Source organism: Vibrio caribbeanicus ATCC BAA-2122 (genome assembly GCF_000165125.1).
In the GTDB taxonomy this organism is placed as follows: domain Bacteria; phylum Pseudomonadota; class Gammaproteobacteria; order Enterobacterales; family Vibrionaceae; genus Vibrio; species Vibrio caribbeanicus.
In genome coordinates, this window is sequence record NZ_AEIU01000069.1 from 80,741 (window position 1) to 104,799 (window position 24,059).

The 24,059-nt window shown below is 40.6% G+C and carries 21 protein-coding genes; 13 read left to right on the top strand and 8 right to left on the bottom strand.

What is annotated here, in order from left to right; translation table 11 throughout:
* Nucleotides 1–7 precede the first annotated feature (7 nt).
* The 3 genes from RH40_RS09020 (at nt 8) to RH40_RS09030 (ending at nt 2,852) form a co-directional block, all read left to right on the top strand.
* On the top strand, nt 8–706 hold the full coding sequence (locus RH40_RS09020) for a 1-pyrroline-5-carboxylate dehydrogenase (RefSeq protein WP_009601151.1): 699 nt from the start codon (nt 8–10) through the stop codon (nt 704–706).
* 70 nt (nt 707–776) lie between these two features.
* A complete protein-coding gene (putP, locus tag RH40_RS09025; protein WP_009601152.1) occupies nt 777–2,264 on the top strand; it encodes a sodium/proline symporter PutP in 1,488 nt (495 codons plus the stop codon).
* A 111-nt stretch (nt 2,265–2,375) separates the two neighbouring features.
* Nucleotides 2,376–2,852: an Lrp/AsnC family transcriptional regulator gene (locus RH40_RS09030; protein WP_009601153.1), complete on the top strand. Its 477-nt coding sequence runs from the start codon at nt 2,376–2,378 to the stop codon at nt 2,850–2,852.
* A 150-nt stretch (nt 2,853–3,002) separates the two neighbouring features.
* On the opposite strand, the gene RH40_RS09035 is transcribed toward RH40_RS09030, so the two are convergent.
* The 6 genes from RH40_RS09035 to deoD form a co-directional block, all read right to left on the bottom strand.
* Nucleotides 3,003–3,707, bottom strand: coding sequence for a DUF445 domain-containing protein (locus RH40_RS09035; RefSeq protein ID WP_009601154.1), 705 nt, complete (start codon nt 3,705–3,707; stop codon nt 3,003–3,005).
* 261 nt (nt 3,708–3,968) lie between these two features.
* Complete coding sequence (locus RH40_RS09040; RefSeq protein WP_009601155.1) at nt 3,969–4,403, bottom strand: acyl-CoA thioesterase; 435 nt, start codon at nt 4,401–4,403, stop codon at nt 3,969–3,971.
* A gap of 316 nt (nt 4,404–4,719) precedes the next feature.
* Nucleotides 4,720–6,300, bottom strand: a complete 1,581-nt coding sequence (locus RH40_RS09045; protein WP_009601156.1) for a tetratricopeptide repeat-containing diguanylate cyclase — start codon at nt 6,298–6,300, stop codon at nt 4,720–4,722.
* Nucleotides 6,284–7,768 (bottom strand): tetratricopeptide repeat protein, encoded by a 1,485-nt coding sequence (locus tag RH40_RS09050; protein WP_009601157.1) that lies wholly within the window; start codon nt 7,766–7,768, stop codon nt 6,284–6,286. The genes RH40_RS09045 and RH40_RS09050 overlap by 17 nt, the downstream gene beginning before the upstream one ends.
* A gap of 302 nt (nt 7,769–8,070) precedes the next feature.
* A complete protein-coding gene (locus tag RH40_RS09055) occupies nt 8,071–9,540 on the bottom strand; it encodes a hypothetical protein (RefSeq protein WP_009601158.1) in 1,470 nt (489 codons plus the stop codon).
* Nucleotides 9,541–9,597: 57 nt separating this feature from the next.
* Nucleotides 9,598–10,311 (bottom strand): purine-nucleoside phosphorylase, encoded by a 714-nt coding sequence (gene deoD, locus RH40_RS09060; RefSeq protein ID WP_009601159.1) that lies wholly within the window; start codon nt 10,309–10,311, stop codon nt 9,598–9,600.
* A 339-nt stretch (nt 10,312–10,650) separates the two neighbouring features.
* On the opposite strand from deoD, the gene RH40_RS09065 reads away from it, so the two are divergent.
* The 4 genes from RH40_RS09065 to RH40_RS09080 are packed head-to-tail and all read left to right on the top strand — an operon-like array spanning nt 10,651 to nt 14,713.
* Entirely contained in the window at nt 10,651–11,601 is a 951-nt protein-coding gene (locus RH40_RS09065) for a YbgA family protein (protein WP_009601160.1), read from the top strand.
* A complete protein-coding gene (locus RH40_RS09070; protein WP_009601161.1) occupies nt 11,591–12,391 on the top strand; it encodes a MerR family transcriptional regulator in 801 nt (266 codons plus the stop codon). Before RH40_RS09065 ends, RH40_RS09070 begins: the two co-directional genes overlap by 11 nt.
* Nucleotides 12,388–13,818 (top strand): deoxyribodipyrimidine photo-lyase, encoded by a 1,431-nt coding sequence (gene phrB, locus RH40_RS09075; protein ID WP_009601162.1) that lies wholly within the window; start codon nt 12,388–12,390, stop codon nt 13,816–13,818. The genes RH40_RS09070 and phrB overlap by 4 nt, the downstream gene beginning before the upstream one ends.
* The gene (locus RH40_RS09080; RefSeq protein WP_009601163.1) at nt 13,811–14,713 is read left to right on the top strand and encodes a L,D-transpeptidase family protein; all 903 of its coding nucleotides are present in this window, start codon (nt 13,811–13,813) and stop codon (nt 14,711–14,713) included. The genes phrB and RH40_RS09080 overlap by 8 nt, the downstream gene beginning before the upstream one ends.
* A 37-nt stretch (nt 14,714–14,750) precedes the next feature.
* On the opposite strand, the gene RH40_RS09085 is transcribed toward RH40_RS09080, so the two are convergent.
* Nucleotides 14,751–14,966 (bottom strand): LPP leucine zipper domain-containing protein, encoded by a 216-nt coding sequence (locus RH40_RS09085; RefSeq protein ID WP_009601164.1) that lies wholly within the window; start codon nt 14,964–14,966, stop codon nt 14,751–14,753.
* Between the two features lie 352 nt (nt 14,967–15,318).
* Between RH40_RS09085 and RH40_RS09090 the strand changes: the two genes are divergently transcribed.
* Nucleotides 15,319–16,662 (top strand): DEAD/DEAH box helicase, encoded by a 1,344-nt coding sequence (locus RH40_RS09090; RefSeq protein WP_039954488.1) that lies wholly within the window; start codon nt 15,319–15,321, stop codon nt 16,660–16,662.
* Nucleotides 16,663–16,697: 35 nt separating this feature from the next.
* Here RH40_RS09090 and RH40_RS09095 read toward each other — a convergent pair whose 3' ends face one another.
* Nucleotides 16,698–18,341, bottom strand: a complete 1,644-nt coding sequence (locus RH40_RS09095) for a methyl-accepting chemotaxis protein (protein WP_009601166.1) — start codon at nt 18,339–18,341, stop codon at nt 16,698–16,700.
* Nucleotides 18,342–18,653: 312 nt separating this feature from the next.
* On the opposite strand from RH40_RS09095, the gene RH40_RS09100 reads away from it, so the two are divergent.
* The 5 genes from RH40_RS09100 to RH40_RS09120 all read left to right on the top strand — a co-directional run bounded on the left by RH40_RS09100 (nt 18,654) and on the right by RH40_RS09120 (nt 24,056).
* The gene (locus RH40_RS09100) at nt 18,654–19,478 is read left to right on the top strand and encodes a phosphate ABC transporter substrate-binding protein (RefSeq protein ID WP_009601167.1); all 825 of its coding nucleotides are present in this window, start codon (nt 18,654–18,656) and stop codon (nt 19,476–19,478) included.
* A gap of 100 nt (nt 19,479–19,578) precedes the next feature.
* Nucleotides 19,579–20,508: a phosphate ABC transporter permease subunit PstC gene (gene pstC, locus RH40_RS09105; protein WP_009601168.1), complete on the top strand. Its 930-nt coding sequence runs from the start codon at nt 19,579–19,581 to the stop codon at nt 20,506–20,508.
* Between the two features lie 41 nt (nt 20,509–20,549).
* Nucleotides 20,550–21,413, top strand: coding sequence for a phosphate ABC transporter permease PstA (gene pstA / locus RH40_RS09110; RefSeq protein ID WP_009601169.1), 864 nt, complete (start codon nt 20,550–20,552; stop codon nt 21,411–21,413).
* Nucleotides 21,414–21,449: 36 nt separating this feature from the next.
* Nucleotides 21,450–22,199 carry a phosphate ABC transporter ATP-binding protein PstB gene (pstB, locus tag RH40_RS09115; protein WP_009601170.1) on the top strand — a complete coding sequence of 250 codons (750 nt, stop codon included), beginning with the start codon at nt 21,450–21,452 and terminating at the stop codon, nt 22,197–22,199.
* Between the two features lie 456 nt (nt 22,200–22,655).
* The gene (locus tag RH40_RS09120) at nt 22,656–24,056 is read left to right on the top strand and encodes an undecaprenyl-phosphate glucose phosphotransferase (protein WP_009601171.1); all 1,401 of its coding nucleotides are present in this window, start codon (nt 22,656–22,658) and stop codon (nt 24,054–24,056) included.
* Nucleotides 24,057–24,059 lie beyond the last annotated feature (3 nt).

The following is a 24,059-nucleotide window of genomic DNA, read 5'->3' on the forward strand; positions in this document are numbered from 1 at the left end:
GGTAAATATGGTTCATCAAGTCGCTCGTTTTTCCGATGCTTATACTGCTTGGGAAGGTTGGAATCTCACTACTTTTGACTTCAAAAGAGATTGCTTAAATCAAGTACAAAAAACGCTTTTTAGTAAAAATGCGCAGTGGTCTGCTATTATGGACTACCATATCGAGCACGCTACACGTTTATTAGGTGAGACACATCACTTAGTGGGTCCTACTGGAGAGACAAACGAGCTCTATACAGCGGGACGTGGTGTGACTCTTATCATTCAGGAGGATATTCAAGACGGCGCTAGGAAAGCTGTACTGTCTCAGCTTACTTGTGCTTTAGTGGCGGGTAATAGTGTTATTGTATGTAGTGATGACAATCAATTTAGTGAAATGCTTGAGTCTACATTCCAAGAAGCATCGTTTTCGCTGAATGTTGTTCAGTTTGTTTCTCATGATGCATACCAGCAACTACTCGATTCCGATATCCGTAGCATTGGTTATATTGGTAACCAAGAAACGGAAAGAACGCTCAATCGACAACTTTCAAAACGTCCTGGCGCTATCGTCAGTCTGACGTCTGAAACGGACCTTGAGGCAACGCCCGTTGCTCAGGACCCCAATCTATCGCTTCGTTTTATTACAGAGCGCACTAGAACAATAAATATAACAGCAGTGGGTGGAAATGCGACCTTGCTAGAGCTAGGAAGCGAAACCCACTAACCTTCGATGAATTGCCCTCAATCATGATTGAGGGCTGCAGGGAAGGTGATTTCAAAAGAGGACAAATCACATGGAAAATAGCTTTGCTATTACGACCACGTTTATTACGTATCTATTGCTGATGCTTGGGATCGGTATCGTTGCGTATCAACGTACGAAAAGCTCAAGCGATTACTTTTTGGGGGGACGTTCATTAGGTCCTTGGCCTGCTGCACTTTCCGCTGGCGCATCTGATATGAGTGGTTGGTTATTACTTGGCCTTCCTGGATACGCTTACGCATCAGGTATTGAAGCTTTTTGGTTGGCTGGTGGACTGCTTGTAGGTACTTGGCTCAACTGGTTAATCAGTGCTAAACGCTTACGTACTTACAGCATAACGACGGACTCTCTAACGTTACCCGAGTTTTTGTCGCGTCGCTTCAATGATAACTCGAAACTTATTCAGGTTATCTCCGCATTCTTTATTCTACTTTTCTTCCTGTTCTACACGAGTTCAGGTTTGGTAGCAGGTGGTAAGTTATTCGAGACTGTCTTTGGTCTTGATTATTCAACAGCGGTTATCATTGGTACTGTTTGCGTTGTTTCGTACACATTGTTTGGTGGATTCCTAGCTGTATCTTGGACTGACCTAGTACAGGGGTTACTGATGTCTGCGGCATTGTTGATTGTTCCGATCACTGCAATGAATGGTGGGCTGAATACACTTGAAACTGATTTGGCATCAATTAACCCTGAGTTATTAACACTCTGGAATGATTCAAATGGTGAGCCGCTGTCAATTATTGCCATTATTTCTCTTGTTGCGTGGGGTCTTGGTTATTTTGGACAGCCTCATATTTTGGCCCGTTTCAAGGCATCTCGTTCAAATAAGGATCTGACGACCGCACGCCGTATCGCCGTAATCTGGACAGCTCTGTCGATGGTTGGCGCAATGCTTGTCGGCCTGGTAGGTTTGGTTTATGTAACAAATTCTGGCGTGAGTGTTGATGACAGCGAAAAGATCTTCATGTTGTTGGTAAATTCTTTATTCCACCCTGTGGTTGCAGGCATCTTACTCGCGGCAATTCTGGCGGCTGTGATGAGTACCGCGGACTCTCAATTACTTGTTTCTTCTTCTGCTCTGGCCGAAGATTTCTATAAGCAATTGTTCAAGAAAGACGCTAGCTCTGAGGAAATTGTCCTTGTAGGTCGTGTTGCTGTTATCGGTATATCTGTGGTTGCTCTTGTTTTGGCAATGAATCCAGAAAGCTCAGTGTTAGGTCTTGTATCTTATGCTTGGGCAGGTTTTGGGGCTGCGTTTGGTCCTGCCATAATCTTAAGTTTGTACTGGTCAAGAATGAACAGAAATGGCGCTCTTGCAGGTATTCTAGTCGGTGGTACCACTATCGTCGTTTGGAAGCAACTTGAAGGTGGGTGGTTCGATGTTTATGAAATTGTTCCTGGAATCATTTTCTCTTCGTTAGCCATTATCCTGACCAGTCTTCTTACTGCAGAGCCTGAGGAATCAGTGAAGTCTCAACACGAGAAATTTAAAAAACAGCTTATTGAACTAAACTAGTTCTTTTCACATCAGGCATGACTAATAATAAAGCCCCTCGTCGAGGGGCTTTATTTTTTCCTGATGATCGACATAATATCAGGATGTCACTGAAGGTTATGGTTAAAAATAATGGAACTAGACAAAATCGATAAAGAAATTTTAAGGGCATTGCATTTAAAAGGGAGACTACCGATCGTCGAATTAGCAAAGCAAGTTAACTTAACGACGTCACCTTGCTCAGACAGAGTAAAAAGACTTGAGAAAGAGGGGTTTATTAGTGGTTATCATGCGGAATTAAACCCTGAGCGTTTGGGGTTGGATGTTCAGGTCTTCATCCATATACGACTCGATCAATCAAGCTTTTCTATTTTTGAAAAATTTGCTAGTGCGGTAAAAATGATGCCTGAAATAGAGCAATGTTACTCATTATCTGGAGATTTTGATACCATGATCAAGGTTAGAGTCAAAGATATGAAAGCCTATCAAAACTTCATGTCTAAAAAGCTCGGCACGCTTCCTGGAGTGATTCAGACGCGAAGTGAGGTGGTTATCGAAGAGCACAAAACCAGTTTTGGAGTCAGTTCTGAGCTCATCGATTGCTTATAGAAATTAAGCCTTACATTTCTGAGAAACTATGGTCCGCATATTTCCAAGTGGCTTTAATATTTAGAATTGAGAGCATTGTAGCTTTGCTGTATTTAAGGAGAATAATGCTCTAAAAAAGAGGGCTTTCCCAGTATGTAACCATGTTCGAACTCACGCTACAAAAGAGGACAAGACACCGATAAGCCCTCCAAAGACGCCACCCCAGACAACGAGCCACCCAAGGTGCTGTTTAATCATTTTTTGCACCATTTCTTTAACTAATTTAGGTGTTAGTTCTTCCAGTCTCTGATCAATAATGTTCTCAACTTTAACCTTGATGTCAGCGAGCATCTCAGGCGTTTCTAGTTGGTCTTTCAAAGCTTCCCTTACGTTGTCTGTTTTACTCATATCAACAAGTGACAACTTCATTCTATCAACAAATGGCTGTTTCAGTGGTTGTAGGGCTTCTGTACCACCTATCATGGACAACATTCCACCAAAAGAAGATTGAGAAATTACATTAACTAATGAGTCAAATGCAGGGCTTAAATCGACCTTGGATATTATAGGTTCGAGGTCGAAGCTTTGATTGGAACTAAGCTCTTTGCTGATGAATTTATCTATGTTTTCATCGGTAAAGAACTGCTCCATCATGAGCGTTTTAATTGCTAGTTTAAATTCCTCAAAGCGTGCAGGAATTACTCCTGAGCCATATAAGCCAGGGATCTTTTCAAATAGCATATGTATCGCTAGCCAATTAGTGATCGCTCCAGAAAAAGCAAACAGTCCAGCGTAGAGAAGAACTTGATTATTGAGTTGGTAACCAGCTGCTAAAACAGCCAGAGCGATAAAGTTGGTGGCAAAACTTTTATTCATCAAGGTATCGAGTTTTCAGAAAAAGATACTCTCGATTATATCGTATCTACAACTGGCCGCAAAATTGATATATACCCAAGTACCCTCAAGATGTTAGGTGCATTGAGACAGCGCGCCCAATGTGAGAGTGGCACAGCGTCCATTTCATGGTCAAATAACTTGGTGAGAGCCCACTCTTCTAATACGTTATTTTCCTCAAAATTTACGTACCTAATCACTTTGATGTTACTTGAATATTTGGCCTTTGCGACAATAAGAAAATTAAATATCGATATTTTCTAGAGTGATAATCGCTTTTCTTACTTCTTCTGGTAGGCTCGTTTTGGTGTTTTTTTCAAAGTCAAACATAACACAAGTCGCTTTTCCTATTGTTGAAACCTGATTGAGTTTTGTACTTACAATCTTATATTCCATCGTGAATCGATCGTCCTGTAAGTCAACGATTCTTGCACCAATGGTCAATGTGTCTGGATAAGTAATGGGCAATTTGTATCGGCATTCAGTGTGGCCCAAAACGGGACCTATTAAGCTAGATTTAAGGTTAACGCTTAATTTTATCCGATTAAAATACTCCAGCCTTGCTGTTTCAAAGTAGCGAAAGTAGACCACATTATTTACATGTTGTAGTGCGTCCATTTCTCCCCAAGCAACGGTGACATTGGTGATAATAGGGTATTTTTCTAATAATTCGCTCATATTCTGCTCCCTTAATTCAAAGACGATGATATCTTCAAAACTGTTTGACGATAGAAGTTTGTTGCTAAGTTGTGAACTTGGTGAAGTAGCAAGTACAGTTCAGAGATATGGAAAAGAGGGAACTTGGCCACTATTACCAAGTTGTTTGACGATGAAATCGGCACTGTGGCATGCTCCCTAGGGCGAGTTGTCTTGCTTTACATGCTTTGTTACCGATTTTCAATTTAGATGACTAGATTTTCAAATCGTTGCCTTGCCTGTAAAGCAAGCCATTTTCGCGGAATTTAGCATCTAGAGGTTACTTAGGTATATATTTTTATTCTACACAGACTTGATTTCTGCCGCTAGCTTTAGCCCTGTAGAGAGCTTTATCTGCTCGATGAAAAGTCCTTTGAGTGTTTTCTCCCTCTCTGTGTAGAGTAATGCCAATGCTTACGGTAAGAGCCCGCTCTCCTAATATTTGCTGCCAGTCATATTGAAAGATCGCTTCTCGGTATTTCTCAGCATGTATTTCAGCTTGATGAATGTCTGCTTGCTCTAGAATAACGAGAAACTCTTCCCCGCCGAAACGCACACATGATGTTGTACCAAATGAGAAATATTCTGAGAGTATCTTTGAAACTTGTACGATTGCTTTGTCGCCCACTAGGTGGGTTAATTCATCATTAATAGATTTGAAATGATCGATATCAACAACAATCAACGCAAAGGGGATATTATGCATGATAAGCTCTTTGAACTTAATATCTAGCCATCGGCGATTATGTAATGATGTGAGAGGGTCGGTGTGAGCATCTTGTTTGAGCTTGGCAACGGTATCTTTTTGATTTTCTGTCGTTTCTTTGAGCTCTCGATTCTCTTGTTCTGACAGTATCAGTTTTAATTGCAGATCAAATCGAGATAGCCTTCTGAATTGACTTGAGCCCAGTTCACCGATAGGAATTGTTCTTAATAACTCACTTTCGATTTGATAAGCTTGTCTTTGATAATTGAGCGCGTTTTTAAAATCATGATTATTTTCTGAAATATCACTCATAACAATAAAGAACTTTAAGTTAATTTCAGGTGAGGCGAATGACTTTGCACGTTGTTGAGCAGACTCTAAAAGCCAGATAGCGAGGTGCGATTTATTAATGGCATCTAAACATTGCGCGAGCTCCAATCGAATCATGTTTAACAGCCATTTTGAGTGGATATTATTTGCGACAAAGTGAATATCACCCAAACAGTGAAGTGCCAGTTCAATTTGTTGATTTTTACGATGTAGAATCGCCTGACATAGTTGAACTTGCCCCGCTAAGACCTTGTCACTCACAAGGATACTTAGCTCTTCACATTCTTTGAGTAAAGCCTCTGATTCTTGTGTCTTCTCGGTGTTAATATAAGCCTCGAGCATAGATAATTTATAACTAAGACGTAAAGAGCGACTGCTTATAGCATGGTCAATCTGATCTACTTTTTTAAAGTACTTTAATGCATGCTTGTTATCGCCATAGATGTTACATAATTGTCCCATGCCAAGTATTGAACGAGCGTATGCATCAATAAAACCGTTATGGAGTGCGATGATTGATGCGCTGGCATACTCATCTAGTGCTCCTTTATAATCTCCATGGCTCAACAAGCGTTCTGCAAGTCCACTTTTTACATCAAGGATAAGTTCAGCGTCTTGAGGTAAAGACAGATAGTTTAGGGCTTCTTTTAATTCATCAATGCTGGTTTGGAATTGTTTGAGTTGATAGCGAAACTCTGCACTAATGACCAAACAATGTGCTTTTTCTTTCGGTGTTGCGGCGATGTATTTTCGAATATGCTCCCAAAATATAATGGCATCATTACCGGATACCGAAGAGGCGTCCAAGTTCGAGCTTGATATTTTATTAAGTAGGGCTTCCATCGCCGTTATCCTTTGACTGATAATTTTCAAGTTGTTCTAGGGTCAGAGGAAATGTAAGTACGTCCTGAATGGTTACTTGCGGTTTACTTCCTTTGAGGCCTTTTCGTTGCCATGGATAGATACTGAACATTTGAGCCAATATCTGGTAAATTTCCAATGCACCGTTTGATTTATTATCCAACAATATCCCGAGCCTTTCGCCACTCAGTCTAGAGAGTATATCATTCTTGTTGCATAGTGAGTGTGTTAATTCGGCACAGACATCAATATAATTTGAGTCTGGATGATAGACAATAATAACCGAATGTTTTGTGTGTTTTAGTTCAGTTTTCAGCACAACCAGCTTTTGCCACCAGTATGTTTCGGCAACCATTTGATTTAGGTGTTTGTCTGGGTCATATTCGTATTGGCGACGAATTCTATTAATAAGTCTGGCTGCCTTTTGTTGTAACTGTTGTTTAGAGGTTCGAATTCTGTCATTGGCAACTCTGAAGGTTTGCTCTTTAGAGATATTCAGAGAATACTCTCGGTACTGTTGAAAAAATTTAAGTGCTGATTGATAGTCTTCGAGTTTCTCTGCTGCAATTGATTGATAATAAGATATCTCCCTCATAAGCTCGCTATCATCAAAACCAGCAGCATATTGGGCTGCTTCGGATAAAAATGTGCTAGCGTTTTCTGGGTGGTTTCGCGCAAGCTTAACCTTTGAGCGGCTGATGCAGCACTGAACCTGCATCCACAAACAGTTATTCTCTATCGCTAATTCATGTGCCTTTTTTGTTGCAGAGTCGGCATCATCTGTCCTTTCAAGCCCAAGTAATGCGAGACCACGATAGTCCCAGAGTTCAGCGTGCCAGATCCAATTGGAGCAATGCTCTGAGAGTTCACTCGCAGAGTCTAGTATAGAAAGCATCTCGGCGTAATTTCCGAGACTATAGTGATCGCGAGCTAACAAGAGTCGAGCCTTACCTTCAAGTTTCGTAAGGCGTCGGTTGTTAGCAACCATTACCGCGAGTTCATGTGTTTTGCGCGCAAGGTTCACTTCATGAGTGATTCGCCAGATATTCCCAAGACCAACTAATGACTCGATCTGAATCTCAATCTGATCGACGATCGTAGATTGCTCTAGAGCGTTAATCCAATATTGTTGTGCCGAGAAGTATTTTGCTTGGCCCGTATAGAGTAATGCATAAACATGATATATTTCAGGTAATAAATCATAAGTATCGAGCGCGTTGAGTTTTGCATGAGCTCGCTTGATAGTTTTAATACCGGACTTATAGTCCATTAAACACCCTGCACATCTTGCGATAATAATTAAGCATCTAATTTCGCCCTCAAGATAAAGGACTTGAGATGACCTATTAGCACAGTCTTCAGCAAGTAACCGAACTTCTTCCGGCTTTTGCTCGATGTTTTGTGTCAATCGCTCTATCTCGACTGCAATACTTCGCTGGCTTGTATTCAATGAATCAATCCCTCAAAAAATGAACACCACTCTGGGTAAGTAGTCATTATATTAATAGGACTGTATCAAACTCTACCAAAAGCACCAAAAAACTTTACTAAGGGTACAATTTGTCGCATAAGTGATATGCACAGGTGATACTATGGTTGATGATTTACAGTTCTTGTCCTCTAGGGTGAGCGTTTGACCTACAAAATTGTTGTTGGTTCTCAATCTAGATTGAATCCAGCTTAAAATCTTTCTGTATCGAGTGCCAATATTGTTCCATAAACACGGAGCTATTGTGAGAGGTCTTGGTATAATTACGAAAGTAACTGATTCAATGTCAGGGGGTGTTCAGTCAATTCAAGTAGCTGAGCAGCTGTTTTTCCAGACTTGTTTTGATAACACAGATTATGCCATGCGCGGAAAATATCAAGCATAGGCATCAACCCACCAGGCCGAAGTTTACGTCTTGGCTCGTTAACAAAGCCCTCGAATAGAGTTTGGAAGCGTTCCTGATAATATTCAATTTGTTTTGTCGAAGCATTGACTAGCCATTGTTCTGGTTGGCTATTACTGCCAGCAAGATAACATATGCCTTTCGCACTACCATTATTTCCGGCGATAGCCCATTTATCTCGCCACCACCCCATGTAAACGATATCTATTTTTTCCATTTCAGAGTTTAGGTTCCAACCTTCGTCTTCATCAACATATAATAAATCTATATTATCTCTCTGAATTCTTGGTAAAAAAACACTCAATGCTGCAGAGCGCAACAAGGGGTCTTGAGGTAAATATATTGAAGTATGAACATCGGTTTGGCAAAGGTCGAGAACATGTAAAAAGTGTGCGTAAGAAGTATAGGGAGGTCGCACGAGAGCGCCTTTTGATGGGTAGCATAGTTTGGTTAAATTACCCATCGGATCTTCAACATTGCCTCTGGCTAGAATCGTCTGGTATCTTTGCTCTATCCTCTCCCTGAGTTTTTCTGATAATTCAGGACTCGCAGAATTAGATTCGGAACAATATTCGTAAGGTACAAACTTGGCAGGTGAGTCGTAGGGATCATGGTCGAGCTTACCCTTTGGTTCTTCTGATGCAGAATAATTAACATGCTGACATAGAACATAGCCACTGTGTGCCTCTCCTGTCACTATCCAAAATACCCCGTTGCCACTTTGTTTTTGCAGTGGGGTATAATTTGATGCGAGTTCATAGTTCGCGGCATAGTTGAGCCAGCGGGCATCAAATGTCGCGAGTTTCCTACGGCAGCGGCTGGCAATATGATTTAGGTGGTCGTAGAACGTTTTCGGGTTTACCTTAAGCTTTCTGCAGATCTCTCTTACTGAATATCCCATAAAGAGAAGCCCTAACAGAGCCTCTTGAAATTCGAGTTTTTTATTTTCTCCTGACCACTTATCAACAAAGGTAGATTCACAAGCTTTACAGCGGTATCTCTGGCGGTCACCACTGAAACCGAATGCGTGATAGAGGTGTTTATGAGTATGGACTGAAAGGCCGCTATTACGGCACGACGCATTTCTGCATGCAGGTAATCCATCGCTGTGGAGTTGACGCAAACGGTGGAGTTCTTCTACAACATCCTGATTATTTAGTAATGGAGGAAAAGCGCCGCACTCTCTACAAACCATCGCTGGACGTTTGGGATTTGAGTGCTGTATAACATAGAGGTTACCATCACTTAGTCCGAAGTTTTTGCAGGTCAAGGTTTTACAAAAGTTAAATTGCAACCCTTGGCTTTCCTTTGGCAATCCGCCGCTTGTCACGCGCTTTTCCTCGATATATAGATAGCAAGTAACCCCAATGAATACTGGGAGGTAGAGTTATTCGATTGCTATCGCTGTTTCGAGCGCGACTTTCATCATTTCATTAAAAGAGTGCTGCCTATCCTCTGAACTCAACTTTTCTCCACGGAGGATATGATCTGAAACTGTTAGGATAGTTAGTGCCTTAGCTCCAAGCTCAGTCGCTACACCATATATGCCCGCAGCTTCCATATCTACGCCTAAAATGCCCATTTGTTTGAGTGTATCGAAAACATCAGATTCAGGAGTATAGAAAAGGTCTGCAGAGAATATATTTCCAACTTTTACATTGACGTTTTCTTGGCGTGCTTTGCTGACAGCGACTTCAAGTAATCCAAAATCTGCAATTGCTGCAAGGTCATGATGCTTGAAACGAAGTCTATTGGTTTTTGAATCGGTTGATGCTCCCATAGCAATAACAACATCCATGAGTTTCACATCGTCACGTACTGCTCCACAACTGCCCACTCTTATTATATTTTTAACGTTGTATTCAGTGATAAGTTCGTGAACATAGATACATGCAGATGGTATCCCCATGCCATGCGCCATGACTGAAATACGTTGTCCTTTGTAATATCCTGTATACCCAAACATGTTTCTTACGTCGCATACCTTCCTTACATCTGTGAGGAACGTGTTGGCGATGTATTCGGCACGTAGCGGATCTCCTGGCATGAGTATTGTTTCAGCAAAATCACCTAGTTGTGCATTTATGTGTGGGGTTGTCATAGTTTGTGCTCCGAAGTTATCAGGAAATTAATCGACTAATAACCAATTCTGTTGATCCTTAATATTTACTGCGCTCATGATAGCCACCTGTTGCTTATTGTCGTGAGATTCTAATCACAAAAATGAGTGTTTTAGAGCTTTAATTTAAGTGTGATAACTAAAAGTGTTGAAAGTGAAAACGCAATCGTTTTTGGTAAACGTTTGCAGTGTTAAGTGAACTTAATTACCAAGCTCAACGTACAAACTTGTACAAATAATTGATTTGTACATAGCACTCAGCTATGCTAAAAATTATACAATAATTTTTTTTGTACAGCTATAGTCATGAAGGAAACCATCATGGAACAACAAATCAAAGTTGGTATAAGCTCATGTGTTCTTGGCGAGAAGGTTCGGTTCGATTCTGGTCATAAGATTAGTAAATTTGTAACTAAGGAATTGTTCCCATACTTCGAGTTTGTTCCTATCTGCCCCGAAGTTGGCTCTGGTATGACTGTACCTAGACCAACTATCCGGCTTGTCTCAGAAGAAGATAGGATTGCATTGGTAGAGACCAAAGACGCATCGATTGATCATACTGACCAAGTTGTTTCTTATTCCAAAGAAAAAGTACGCCAACTTATGCAAGATGATTTGTGTGGTTACATCGTGTGCGCAAAATCTCCGACCTGCGGTATGGAGCGTGTCAAAGTCTACAAAAAGGGGGGCGCAGAAAGCGTTGGAGTTGGGCTGTTTACCAGTGAGCTAATGCGAGCCATGCCATGGTTACCCGTTGAGGAAGATGGGCGCCTAAACGACCCAGTTTTGAAAGAAAATTTCATCACACGTGTATATGCGTTAAACGACTTTTATCAGTCCATGGGGAGTGCACCCACTCGTGGAAAAATTGTGGCATTCCATTCAAGGTACAAACTCATTCTCATGGCTCACCATCCAACTTCGTACAAAACGTTAGGAAAGTTAGTAGCGAATATCAAAGACTACGATATTATAGAGTTCTATCAGATCTATCGAGAAGGCTTCATGAGTGCAATTGCTCATCGTGCTAGCAGGAAGAACAACACCAATGTACTCATGCACCTGCAAGGCTACTTCAAACGCTCCTTAGACAAGTCTGAGAAACAGGAGCTAAGACAAGTTATTGACGATTATCGTGTTGGATTACTTCCTCTTCTCGCTCCATTAACACTTATAAAACATTATCTGTCTGCACATCCAGATGCTTATCTGTCCGGGCAGACCTACTTAGAGCCTTACCCACAGGAGTTACGTTTGAGATATGGGTTGTGAAAAAAAGTTATATGCCATTCGTGAGGTAGCGGAGAGAACAGGGGTTAAGCCCGTTACTTTGAGAGCTTGGCAGCGTAGATATAATTTAGTACAGCCTCAGAGAACTGATAAGGGACACCGCTTATATACAGATCAGCATATTGAGTTAATCAGTGAGATACAGAGTTGGCTCAGCAAAGGCGTCCCCATAGGTAAAGTAAAAGATATCATCAATGCCCAAGACACCAAATCCCAGTCTGATTCATTCATCACTTACCAATTAGATGAAGTAGACACATTTCTTCAGGCTTTGTCTGAATTGAACAAAGCCAAGGCAGAGTCCGTCGCGATGAATGTATTCAAAGAGTATCCGATGGATGTTGTTGAGCGTCAATTTATACGTCCTATCGAGAAAGCAGTGTCATTAGTGCGCTATGGGTTACGTTCAATTCAAAAAGGGTTGATGGAGTCGATTCTCAGCGCCAGATTAAACACGATAATAGATGCAGATAACAAAGCAGCTCGTGAAGGAAAATGTCTTTTCATTAATTGTGATAGTCTCAATGATATACAGTCACGCCTATGGGCTATAGAGTTATCCAGTTTGGGAATGCGAATGGTGATTGTCGATGGCGTTGATGACTTGTCAGGATTAATTGAGCACTCAGGATTAGAACCTTACAAAGCCCTTGCCCTTTTTAGTTCTCGTCCTCTTAGTCAATCTCAGTCTAATTTGATCAGCAAAATAGAGAAGTCTTTTAATGGTAGTGTACTGCTTTCAGACTTCATTAAAAATGAGGCGGTGATATGAATGTTGTCTGGTTTAGGCGTGACTTGCGTGTGGAAGATAACACTGCGCTTATAGAAGCGTGTCAATCTGGAGAGCCAGTTGTTGGTGTTTATTTTGCCACGCCAAAAACCTGGGAAAGACACTCGCTCTCCGCGATACAAGCTGACTTGATATATCGCCGTTTATTTGCTTTGCAAGATGATTTGCGGAAGCTAAACATACCGCTTTACTATGCTGAAGTTGATTCTTACAAAGACTGTGTGGAACTCATAGCCGATGTGATGACTTCATCAAGTGCATCCGGACTGTTCTTCAATAAGCAATATGAATTTGATGAAGTTCAACGGGATTCAGCAATTGTTCAACTGCTCAAAGAGTCAAATGTTGATTGCTCAGCTCATGAAGATAAATGCTTTTTACCACCGGGTTCAGTTCTTAATAAGCAAGGCGGTTACTTCAAAGTTTTTACCCCCTTCAAAAGAGCATACCTCCAGCAAATGGAAGTGACTCCTCTCAATGTTATTAAAGCCAAAAAGCAGTCCAATACATTGCCTACTTTAGATAACACAAGACTGAGATTGTTCTCGCAAGATAGTCCATTTTCATATCCTCGTGTTTCGAGTAATAACTATAAAGTGGAGACTACAGAGGTTATTCAAGCGCTGAGAGAGTTTGAAGAAAAGAAGGTTAAACTGTACGCTGAGAACAGAGATTATCCTTCTGTTGATGCAACGAGTATTCTTTCTCCCTATCTTGCTGTAGGTATTTTGTCGATAAGACAATGTATGGCGAGAGTTATGTATCAACAACAATTACCATTGTCAGGTGGGAGGGAAGTCTGGCAAAGTGAATTGATATGGAGAGAGTTTTATCAACATTTAGCCTATTTTGAGCCCAAGCTATCGAAAGGGGAGAGCTTCAACCCATGGGGTGAGCACTTACGTTGGGAAAATTCGCAAGTTTTTCTTGAGGCTTGGAAATCTGGAAAAACTGGTTATCCTATCGTCGATGCAGCGATGAAACAGCTCAATGAAACTGGATGGATGCATAATCGTTTGAGAATGATAGTCGCGAGCTTTTTGATAAAAGACCTTCATATCGACTGGCGAGTTGGAGAACAATATTTTATGTCAAAACTAGTGGATGGAGACTACCCAGCGAATAATGGAGGCTGGCAATGGTGTTCTTCGACGGGGTGTGACGGTCAGCCTTATTTTCGTATTTTCAATCCGATTACTCAAGGTGAGAGGTTTGACCCAGATGGACGTTTTATTATTCGTTGGTTACCTCAACTTGCTGAAGTACCGAAAAAGTTTTTACACCAGCCTTGGAAGTGGTCACGGGCTAGTCAATTAAAATATCCAGCGCCTATTGTCGACCACAAGGTTCAAAGAGGTATAACCTTAGATTTGTATAAGCAGGCTAAAGAGTACTCCCAAGATGCGTAGCTATATCGCTGTGGCACTTTTAATCAGCGCTCCGATTTTCGCGGAGTCCTATCGCCTTCCAAAAGAGGACAGCAGATTGGTTGGGCGAGTGCAGTACCATCAAGTAGAAAAAGGAGAAACCCTCGCTGGTATCGCCAAGCACTATCACATTGGCTTTCTTACGCTTATGGCTGCAAATAAAGGAGTTGACCCTTTTCTACCTGCAGAAGGACATGCACTTACTATTCCTACTCAAATAATATTGCCTGATGTAAAGAGGGTCGGAGTGGTTATTAACTTGGCGGAACTCCGTTTGTACTACTTTGACCCTGACGGGCAAACAGTACATATCTTTCCGGTAGGTATTGGTAGAATTGGCCGAGACACACCAGTGATGCAAACAAGTATCAGTCAAAAGCGCATCAAGCCAACATGGACTCCGCCAGATTCAATTCGAAAGTCCTACTTGGCCGAGGGCATTAAACTTCCACCTGTTGTTCCCGCTGGGCCTGATAACCCATTAGGAAATCATGCGCTTCGATTGGCTTATGGAGCTGGTGATTATCTGATACACGGAACAAATAAAGACTTTGGCGTCGGCTTAAGAGTGAGTTCGGGTTGTATTAGAATGGAACCTAATGATATCGAATGGTTATTTTCTCAAGTTCAAATTGGCGAGAGAGTAAAAATAATCAATCAACCGATAAAAATGACATTAGAGCCAGATAGAAGCGTGTTCCTAGAAGTGCATGAGCCTTTGACTAGAGGCGATGGGATAAAAACTGAGTTGAGTCTACCTTTGGAGCTTTCTTGGTGGTTTGAAGAATTCAATCTCTCTGATAGCAAAGCAAAAGCGGCTATAGCTGCCCAAAACGGTATTCCAGTAGAAATTGCACTCCCGTCTGTTAATAAATGATAAATGAAAAGGGCCATTAGCCCTTTCCTATCTGGGTCTATTTTCTGTAAGACTGAGCGATATTATCGATACGTTCATTGGCGCGCTTAGCCTCTTCTTGAGCCGCTTTCGCCGCGTCACCAGACATACGAACATCTGATTGTAGAGCTTTGACCTGGTCACTTAGCTCGTCAATTTTCGCCGATGTTGCTGAATTTGATGCACAGCCTGCTAGCAGCAAAACAGTCGCCGCTGCAATCATCATTTTGTTCATAGGGGAACTCCTTGAGTATAAAAACTATTTATTAAATGTACTTTCGCTAACTTTCTGTATAGTACAGTTAAGCAGTTTAGCCCAACTTTTTATGCATTATTGAGCTAAAGAGACAAAAATACCCGATAAGATAAGTGATTATCAACATTTATTGACTTATGTCGCATAGATGTTTCAATAAAAAGAGAGAATAAACAGCTAATCTTTATTCTCTGACAATTAGGCCCCATTTATTTAGTGATAAATAGTGGTTACAAGCTACCCTAAACGAGATAATATCGTTAATATACCCTGCTTTTAATTTCCTCTTTGGGCAGATTCTTATACGAACGCTCGATAACATACCATTTAACTGGAGAAGACTTTGCAGTTTAAAGACTTGGGCTTGGACAATCGTCTACTTAAAAACCTAAAGCATTTTGATTTCAAGAATGCGACTAAAATTCAGCAACAAGCAATACCTGTGGCTATTGCTGGAAAGGATCTCTTAGCCTCATCTAAAACTGGATCTGGAAAAACACTTGCATTTGTACTGCCTATTCTTCATAAGTCATTGAAAAATAAATCCTTTTCAGCAAAGGATCCTAGAGCTTTGATTTTGGCACCAACTCGTGAGTTGGCCAAGCAGGTATACGGTGAGTTGAAGTCAATGCTTGGTGGGCTTTCTTATGATGCATCATTGATCGTAGGGGGGGAAAACTTCAACGATCAGGTAAAGGCTCTTCGCCGTTATCCAAAATTTATCGTAGCAACGCCGGGACGACTTGCGGATCACCTTGAACATCGATCACTTTTTCTAGACGGACTTGAGACGTTGGTTTTGGATGAAGCGGATAGGATGTTAGATCTGGGCTTTGCCCCAGAATTACGCAGAATACACATGGCAGCCAAGCATCGTCGTCGTCAAACACTCATGTTCTCAGCAACACTTGATCACGCGGATGTGAATGATATCGCTCTTGAAATGTTAGATGCGCCGAAGCGAATCGCGATCGATATCGGTAGCGCAGAGCATAAAGATATTTCTCAAAAGTTTTATCTTTGTGATCATCTTGATCATAAAGAATCTCTCCTTGAGAGAGCAATCCAAGAAGCCAACTATAAACAATTGATCATTTTTACGGCAACGCGAGTTGACACAGAGCGCTTAACTGAAAAGTTAAATAGTGATGGATTAAAGGCAATTGCTCTTAGTGGAAGTCTTACCCAAACCCAAAGAAACACGATCATGAGTCAGTTTGAGAGAGCGGTGTTTAAAATCTTGGTCACAACTGATATAGCCTCTCGAGGGCTCGATATTGCCAACGTAACTCATGTAATCAATTTTGATATGCCAAAACATACTGAAGAATATGTGCACAGAGTAGGGCGTACGGGAAGAGCAGGTAATAAAGGAGATGCAATTTCCTTTGTTGGCCCTAAGGACTGGGATAGCTTTAAGAGAGTTGAAACTTATTTACAGCAGGATATCAACTTTTCTCAATTTGATGGTTTAGAAGGTAAATTCAAAGGTTTAAAGCCAGCGAAACAAGATTACAGAGGAAAAGCGAAATCGACGAAAAAACCGTCGAAAAATACCAAGCTCAAAACGAAAAAAGCCATTAAGAGAGATAAAAGTTTTCATCAAAATGTCTCTGTTGGTGACAATGTCTTTATTCCGAAGAAAAAAAGCCAACCTAAAACTGATGAAGATTAGTAAATAAAAGGGCTGTCAATTGACAGCCCTTTTATTTAGACCTGAAAAAATGAGAGCTTTTGTTTCTGATCTTCAGCGAGTTGAGAAAGCTCTTGGCTCGCTGTTGCAGCTTGCGTGACTCCCGCAACATTTTGGCTCACAAGTTCGTATATATTGCCAAGATTCTGATTGATATCCACTGTGACTTGATTCTGCTCCTCAGAAGCCAGTGCAACTTGTGCATTTAACGAAGTGAGTTCTGTAATGGAGTGACTTATGTCACCGAGTGCTTCACTGACAACCAGTCCTTGAGCCTGATTTTGAGTTAACATATTTAAGCTTGAGCGCATACTGTCATTTGCAAGGCCTGATTGGTTTTGTAGTTCTTCGATAATGGTTTGGATTTCTTGAGTTGACTCTTGAGTCCTTGCAGCGAGCATGCGTACTTCGTCAGCAACAACGGCGAAACCACGACCTGTATCTCCAGCGCGTGCCGCTTCTATCGCTGCATTGAGAGCGAGTAAGTTGGTTTGTTCAGAGATGCTTTCAATCACTTCTATGACTTGCCCAATTTGTTCAGACTGTTCTTTTAGGCGATTCACCACTTCAGCAGCCTGTTTGAGATGAATCGCCATATTTTCACTATCGCGAACATTTTCTTGGAATATTTTGAGACTATTGCGAGCGAGTTTATCCACTTTCATTGAAGCAGAGTCAGCTAGGTTGGCATTTTGTGACACTTCATGAGCAGTGCCCTCTAGCTGATTTATCGCAGTACTGACTTGCTCGACTTCACTTTTTTCTTGGTCTGAGTTGGCACTAGATTGGGTCATTACAGTAGCGAGTTCAGTGGAAGCTGAAGCCACTTCAGAGCTGATTTTTACCAAAGAGTCCATTGTACTTTGTAGCTTTAGAACAGTTGTGTTGAAGTCGCATGATAGAGCTGACAACTCGTTATTGCCTTCCTCTTCAACACTGATTGTTAAGTTCCCTCGTGCCAGTTCCATCATTGCTTTTTGCAATACCTTTATTGGTTTGACAATAATTCCTGCAAGTAGCCAGCTCATAGATAATGCAGCAATAAGTACCAAAATCGCGCCTACTATAGATTGCTGTATTTTGGTGGAATGTTCCTGTTCATTTTCTATCACTTGATTAAAAGCAATGTGATTGAGCTTCTTTGATAGCGTTTCAATTGCTGAAACCATCGTTCTGCCTTTTTCACGGTACGTTGCCGAGGACTGAATATAATTTTGTTGAAAATCGTCTGAAAGTGTGGGGTTAGAGTGCTTAATTTTCAATAAAGGTAACATAGTACTGATTGAATAACTGACATAATCTTCAGTCGCAGCTTTCATCGCACGGACTTCGGTTTGCAGACCATCAACAGAATTCAGTGATTCTAGCAGTTTAAGGCTATCTTTACGTTTCTCTACCAAGCTTGCTTGTAACTGATCTACATCTTCTGAACGAAATAGGCTGTAAATTGCTTTGATACGCATGCCGTAGGTATTGTCGATAATTTGAGTGAGTTCATCTTTGTGGAGAATAAGCTCTTCTGTGGATACAGTGACTTCATGAAAAGTGCTTTTCAAACTATTCGAACTGAGAATGATACCAACTGTTAATACAGAGAGGGTGGCAATAACAAGTAAGATAATCTGAACTTTTATAGATAAGCCATTGAGAATTTGGCGCATTAAAATCTCTCTATTGATTTTTTTGTAAATTAAAAAGAAGAGAGTTTAATCACTTTGGTGATTAAGTGAAAGTAAAAAACATAACGAGACATAGAGAAAAAAGTCTAAGAAACAGAATAATAGCCAGATTATCGTCTGTTTTATAAAATCGGTAGTCCAATTGCTGTTAGTAACATGACGTCAGCTAAATACAAAAATAACATCTGTCACTTAGGCTTCAACTAAGTGAAACACAATTGTCATAATTGCACCCTAAAGTGAGCAACGTTCAAAGCAAATACAACGGCAATAACGCCTCTTAAGGAAATTGTGATGAAAAAGACAGTAATCGGTGCAATTGCACTTTTTGGTGCAGTGTCAATCGCTCAGGTCTCAGCAAAAGAGACGATTTCTGCAGTCGGCTCAAGTAGTGTGACGCCTCTTATGGAAGTGTTCTCAGAAACTTATATGAAAACACACAATGATGTGTTTATTGAAGTTCAAGGACCAGGCTCATCAGCTGGTGTTAAGGCAGCAAAAAATGGAAGTGCTGATCTTGGCATGTCTTCTCGAAACTTAAAAACTTCTGAAAAAGAACCAACCATCAAAGAGCTTACTGTCGCGATGGATGGTATTGCGGTAGTTGTAAATCCAAAAAATAAGCTCGGAAACCTGACTACTGAGCAAGTCACTTCTATCTACAAAGGCGAAGTTACCAGCTGGAAACAAGTGGGTGGTGAGGATAAACCTATCGTAGTTGTCACTCGTGACACTGCGTCTGGCACGCGTGGTGCATTTGAAGACATCATGAAACTAAAAAGAAAAATTGCAGGTAAAAAAGTGTCTGCAATTTCTCAAAGAGCTCAGGTAGCGAATGGAAATGGTGCGTTAAAAACTATGATAGCTTCCAACCCATATGCTATTGGCTATATTTCGTTGGGAACTGTTGATAAGTCAGTGCATCCACTAGCCATTAATGATGTTCAACCTAGAGTTGACAATGTGAAGAATGGTACTTACAAGGTAGCACGACCATTTCTTGTTCTTTATCGTGAAGGCCAGGTATCAAAAGAAACACAGCAGTTTTTGGATTGGATGACATCCGAGGAAGCTCAAGGTCTTGTTGATAAAAAAGGCTATATTTCTGTACACCAATAGAAACATCTATTTTTTAGATTTAACTTTGCTCGGCCTACTTTTCGGCTGAGCACTTTTAGTTTTATGAACTAATTAAGAGCTTGATTTATGAGATCTTCATATGACCATCGCAAATAGTGAACAGATTATGCAAAGTGAAATTAGACCTTTAGCAAAGACTAGTCTGAGGGAAAAGAAACGGGTTGATTGGCAAGAAAAAGCCTTTCATGCTCTTTTTTTGACGAGTGCCATCATTGGCATTGTATCTCTTGCTGTTATTGCCTATTTCATCATCAAAGAAAGCATACCTGCTTTTCAAGAAGCAGGAATTTCAGGCATTGTCCTTGGCCAAGATTGGTTGCCTCCCGCACTCTATGGTGTAGCTACCATGATAGTGGCATCTTTGGTATCTACGTTGGGTGCAGTATTGGTCGGTGTCCCAATTGGTGTATTAACTGCAATATATATTGCTGAACTCGCCCCGAAGAGTATCGCTAATGTCATTAGGCCCGCTGTAGAACTTCTTGCGGGGATCCCTTCGGTGGTTTATGGGTTCTTTGGCTTAATTATTATTGTTCCACTGATCCAAGAGATTTTTTCCGTTCCAGCAGGCAATACAATTTTGGCAGGCATAATTGTACTTGGCGTTATGATTTTACCAACGGTAATAACCGTCTCCGAGACTTCAATCAGAGCCGTCCCTAAATCTTATAAAGAAGGGTCTCTCGCGCTTGGTGCGTCAAAAATCTACACGATATTCCAGTTACTAGTTCCTGCAGCACGAAGCGGCATAATGACCGGTGTTATTCTTGGCATCGGCCGAGCTTTAGGTGAAACGATGGCAATTATTATGGTGATGGGCAACGCACCTGCAATGCCTGAGGGTATTTTAGACTCCGCGCGTACGCTCACTGCAAATATCGCGATAGAAATGTCATACGCGAGCGGCGTTCACGCAAACGCCCTTTATGCTACAGGAGTTGTTTTACTGATTTTCATCATGTCACTCAATGCAATCCTTCTTTATTTAAATCGGGAGAAAGCGAGGTAATCTTTATGTTAAGTAATAATAAAGAAACATGTGTTTCCGAGATGGAATTGATGAAGCTAAAACAAGCTCGCCAAAATAAAGATAAGATCCTTCATGGATTGGTATGGTTCGCAGCGGCCGTGACCGTAGGGTTTTTATTCTGGATTATTTGGTACATCCTTTCCAATGGTCTAAAGCATGTTGATTGGAATTTTGTGACTGACAATTATACTCGTACCGGTGAAGAACAAGGTATTTTCCCGATGATCATTTCAACCGTTTATATGGTTATCGCATCTATCGCAGTTGCAGCTCCTCTGGGGATAATGACGGCAATTTATCTTACTGAATACGCAAAAGTAGGTAGTAAACTTGTCAAAGTCATTCGATTTTGCACCGAGTCTTTGGCTGGGATACCCTCGATAATATTCGGTCTTTTTGGTATGACATTCTTTGTTGCGATACTTGGACTTGGGTTCTCAATTCTATCAGGTGCGTTGACGTTGAGTATTTTGATTCTACCTGTGATTATCCGAACAACTGAAGAAGCCTTGATGTCAGTTCCCCAAACATATAGAGAGGGTTCATTTGGTCTAGGGGCATCTAAAATTTATACAGTATGGCGGCTCATACTGCCTAGCGCAATGCCAGGTATTTTGACGTCAGTAATACTGAGTATTGGCCGAGTTATCGGAGAATCCGCTCCCGTCTTTTTAACCGCAGGTATGGTTGCGCGTATACCCGAGTCTTTGCTTGACTCCGGTAGAACGTTGACCGTCCATCTCTACAAGCTAACAACTGAATTATTTACAATCGATGAGTGGAATCAGGCATATGGTACTGCCACTGTTTTGATCGTCGTTGTGTTAGCCATTAATACAATTACTAAGTTGATTGCGCGTCGTTTCAATACAGCCAGCTATTGAGTTTAGTGTTTTAAAAGTTAACAATTGAGAGAAGATATGAATAAGTTTAATATTGAAAACCTAGACCTTTTCTATGGTGACAATCAGGCGCTAAAATCAATAAACCTTCCAGTTCCCGAGCGACAAGTAACTGCACTAATAGGCCCTTCTGGGTGCGGAAAATCAACGCTGCTACGTTGTTTAAATCGTATGAATGACCTTATTGAAGGTGTGAGGATAACCGGACGTCTAGAGATGGATGGGCATGATATTTATGGGAATATTGATGTCGCTGACTTAAGAATTAAGGTCGGTATGGTCTTTCAAAAGCCTAATCCATTTCCAATGAGCATTTATGAAAATGTCGCCTATGGCCTAAGAGCACAAGGTATCAAAGATAAGAAATATATTGACCAGGTTGTTGAGCAATCTCTTCGCGGTGCAGCTTTATGGGATGAAGTGAAGGAGCGTTTAAAATCTCACGCTTTCGGGCTTTCTGGAGGACAGCAGCAACGTTTATGTATTGCTCGCACTATTGCTATGGAACCCGATGTCATTTTGATGGATGAACCAACTTCGGCATTGGATCCGATAGCAACCCATAAAATCGAAGAGTTAATGGAAGAACTAAAGAAAAACTACACGATAGTCATTGTTACTCATTCAATGCAGCAGGCTCGAAGAATTTCGGACAGAACAGCATTTTTCTTGATGGGCGAGCTTGTTGAACACAACGAGACCAATGTGATTTTTAGTGAGCCACAAGATGACCGCACGCGAGGTTATGTCAATGGTGATTTTGGATAGGAACACACGAATTAATTTCAGGGTGTAAGAGCATAGTATTGCCACGGGGCTCAGAATAGCAGAAACAACGAGCCTTTTCCGGGACCTATATGGTCATCGATACTGTGACGTGTTTCCGCGGAACGAGTTGGCCTGACTTTTAGGTGTGTTTTGCTTTTTTATTATAACTATAAGCGATGGACTTTTGCCCCAGTATTGGGGCTTTTTTATTTCTGATACAAATTTAATTAATTCTTACCATTTACTCATATAAAAATGAACTTTTATTCATAATTGAGAAACCATCTCAACAATAAGATTATCAAATATCTCAAAAAAAAGAATCTAAATATAAAAGAATAAATTGATATTCTTTTTTCTAATGAAAAACAGCATGATATAAATTATCAGTAAAACAAGATATAACTCGAAAATAATTTAATTTTTGATTAAAAATTGACCTAAAGTTGGCAGACTATGAAAGAAATTAGCGTAATAAAAAGTCATGGAGAGGAAGATATACTTATTTATCGCTTAGTTGATATATTTATAATGCTAGTTTCTTTCCTATTAATATCATACCTTTACTTAGGTAGTTGGCCCAAAAATTACATATTGGCCATGGCTGTAACAATTGTTATTTTTGTCATTAACTCTGAGTTAGTAGGGCTGTATAATTCAAAAAATTATCAATATCTAAAATATATTCTTACAAAAATAGTAATTTCTTGGTTGTGCACAATTGCTTTATTGTTAGCTATTGCATTCGGAATAAAGGTCACAGAGTCATATTCAAGATTCGTAATGGGAGTTTGGCTTTTTTTTGTTCCTTGTACTTTATTTTTATATCGTTTTTTCTATTTAATTAAGTGCTCTCGTTCTGTAGACCAATGCTACACGCAAAAGTGTATTATTATTGGTGCAACGCATGCAGGTCTTGCCCTAGCTAATGAGATAGAGTCCACACCTTCGTTAGGTTTAAAGCTTTTTGGTTTATTTGATGACCGAACTCCTGAGCGATTATTTGAAAATAGTAAATACCGTACCGTTCATGGAAATATTGATGAAGCTGTTGCGCTTGCAAAGGATCGAAGTTTTAGACATGTTTATGTTGCCCTTCCGATGAATGCCTCCAATAGGATTAAGTCAATTATCGATGCTTTTTCAGACAGCACAGCAAATGTATATATAGTCCCTGATTTTTTTACGTTTGATCTTATCCAGTCGAGGTGGCGAAATGTAGGCAATGTTCCTACCCTCAGTATCCACGATACACCATTTAATGGAATGTCAAGATTAGTAAAAAGAATAGAAGATATAGTTTTATCGACATGTATTTTAATATTAATTAGCCCAGTTCTATTATTTGTTGCTTTGGGAGTGAGGAGCTCTTCCCCTGGACCAATCATTTTTAAACAAAATCGTTATGGCATTGATGGCCAGCAAATTAAAGTCTGGAAATTCCGTTCGATGACAACTCTCGATAATGGAAGTGAGGTAAAACAGGCTACCAAGAGTGATCCACGCATCACCAAGTTTGGTGCTTTTATTCGGCGGACTTCGCTAGATGAACTCCCCCAATTTATTAATGTACTACAAGGCAGAATGTCTATCGTTGGACCAAGACCACATGCAGTGGCGCACAATGAGCAATATCGCCTAATCGTTGATAAGTACATGCTAAGGCATAAAGTTAAGCCCGGTATAACAGGATGGGCTCAGGTAAATGGTTACCGAGGTGAGACAGATACGATAGATAAAATGGAAAAACGAATTGAATTTGACCTCACTTATATTAGGAATTGGTCACTCGGTTTAGATATAAAGATTATTTTGATGACTCTTACTAAGGGCATCTTCAGCGATACAGCTTATTAGAGA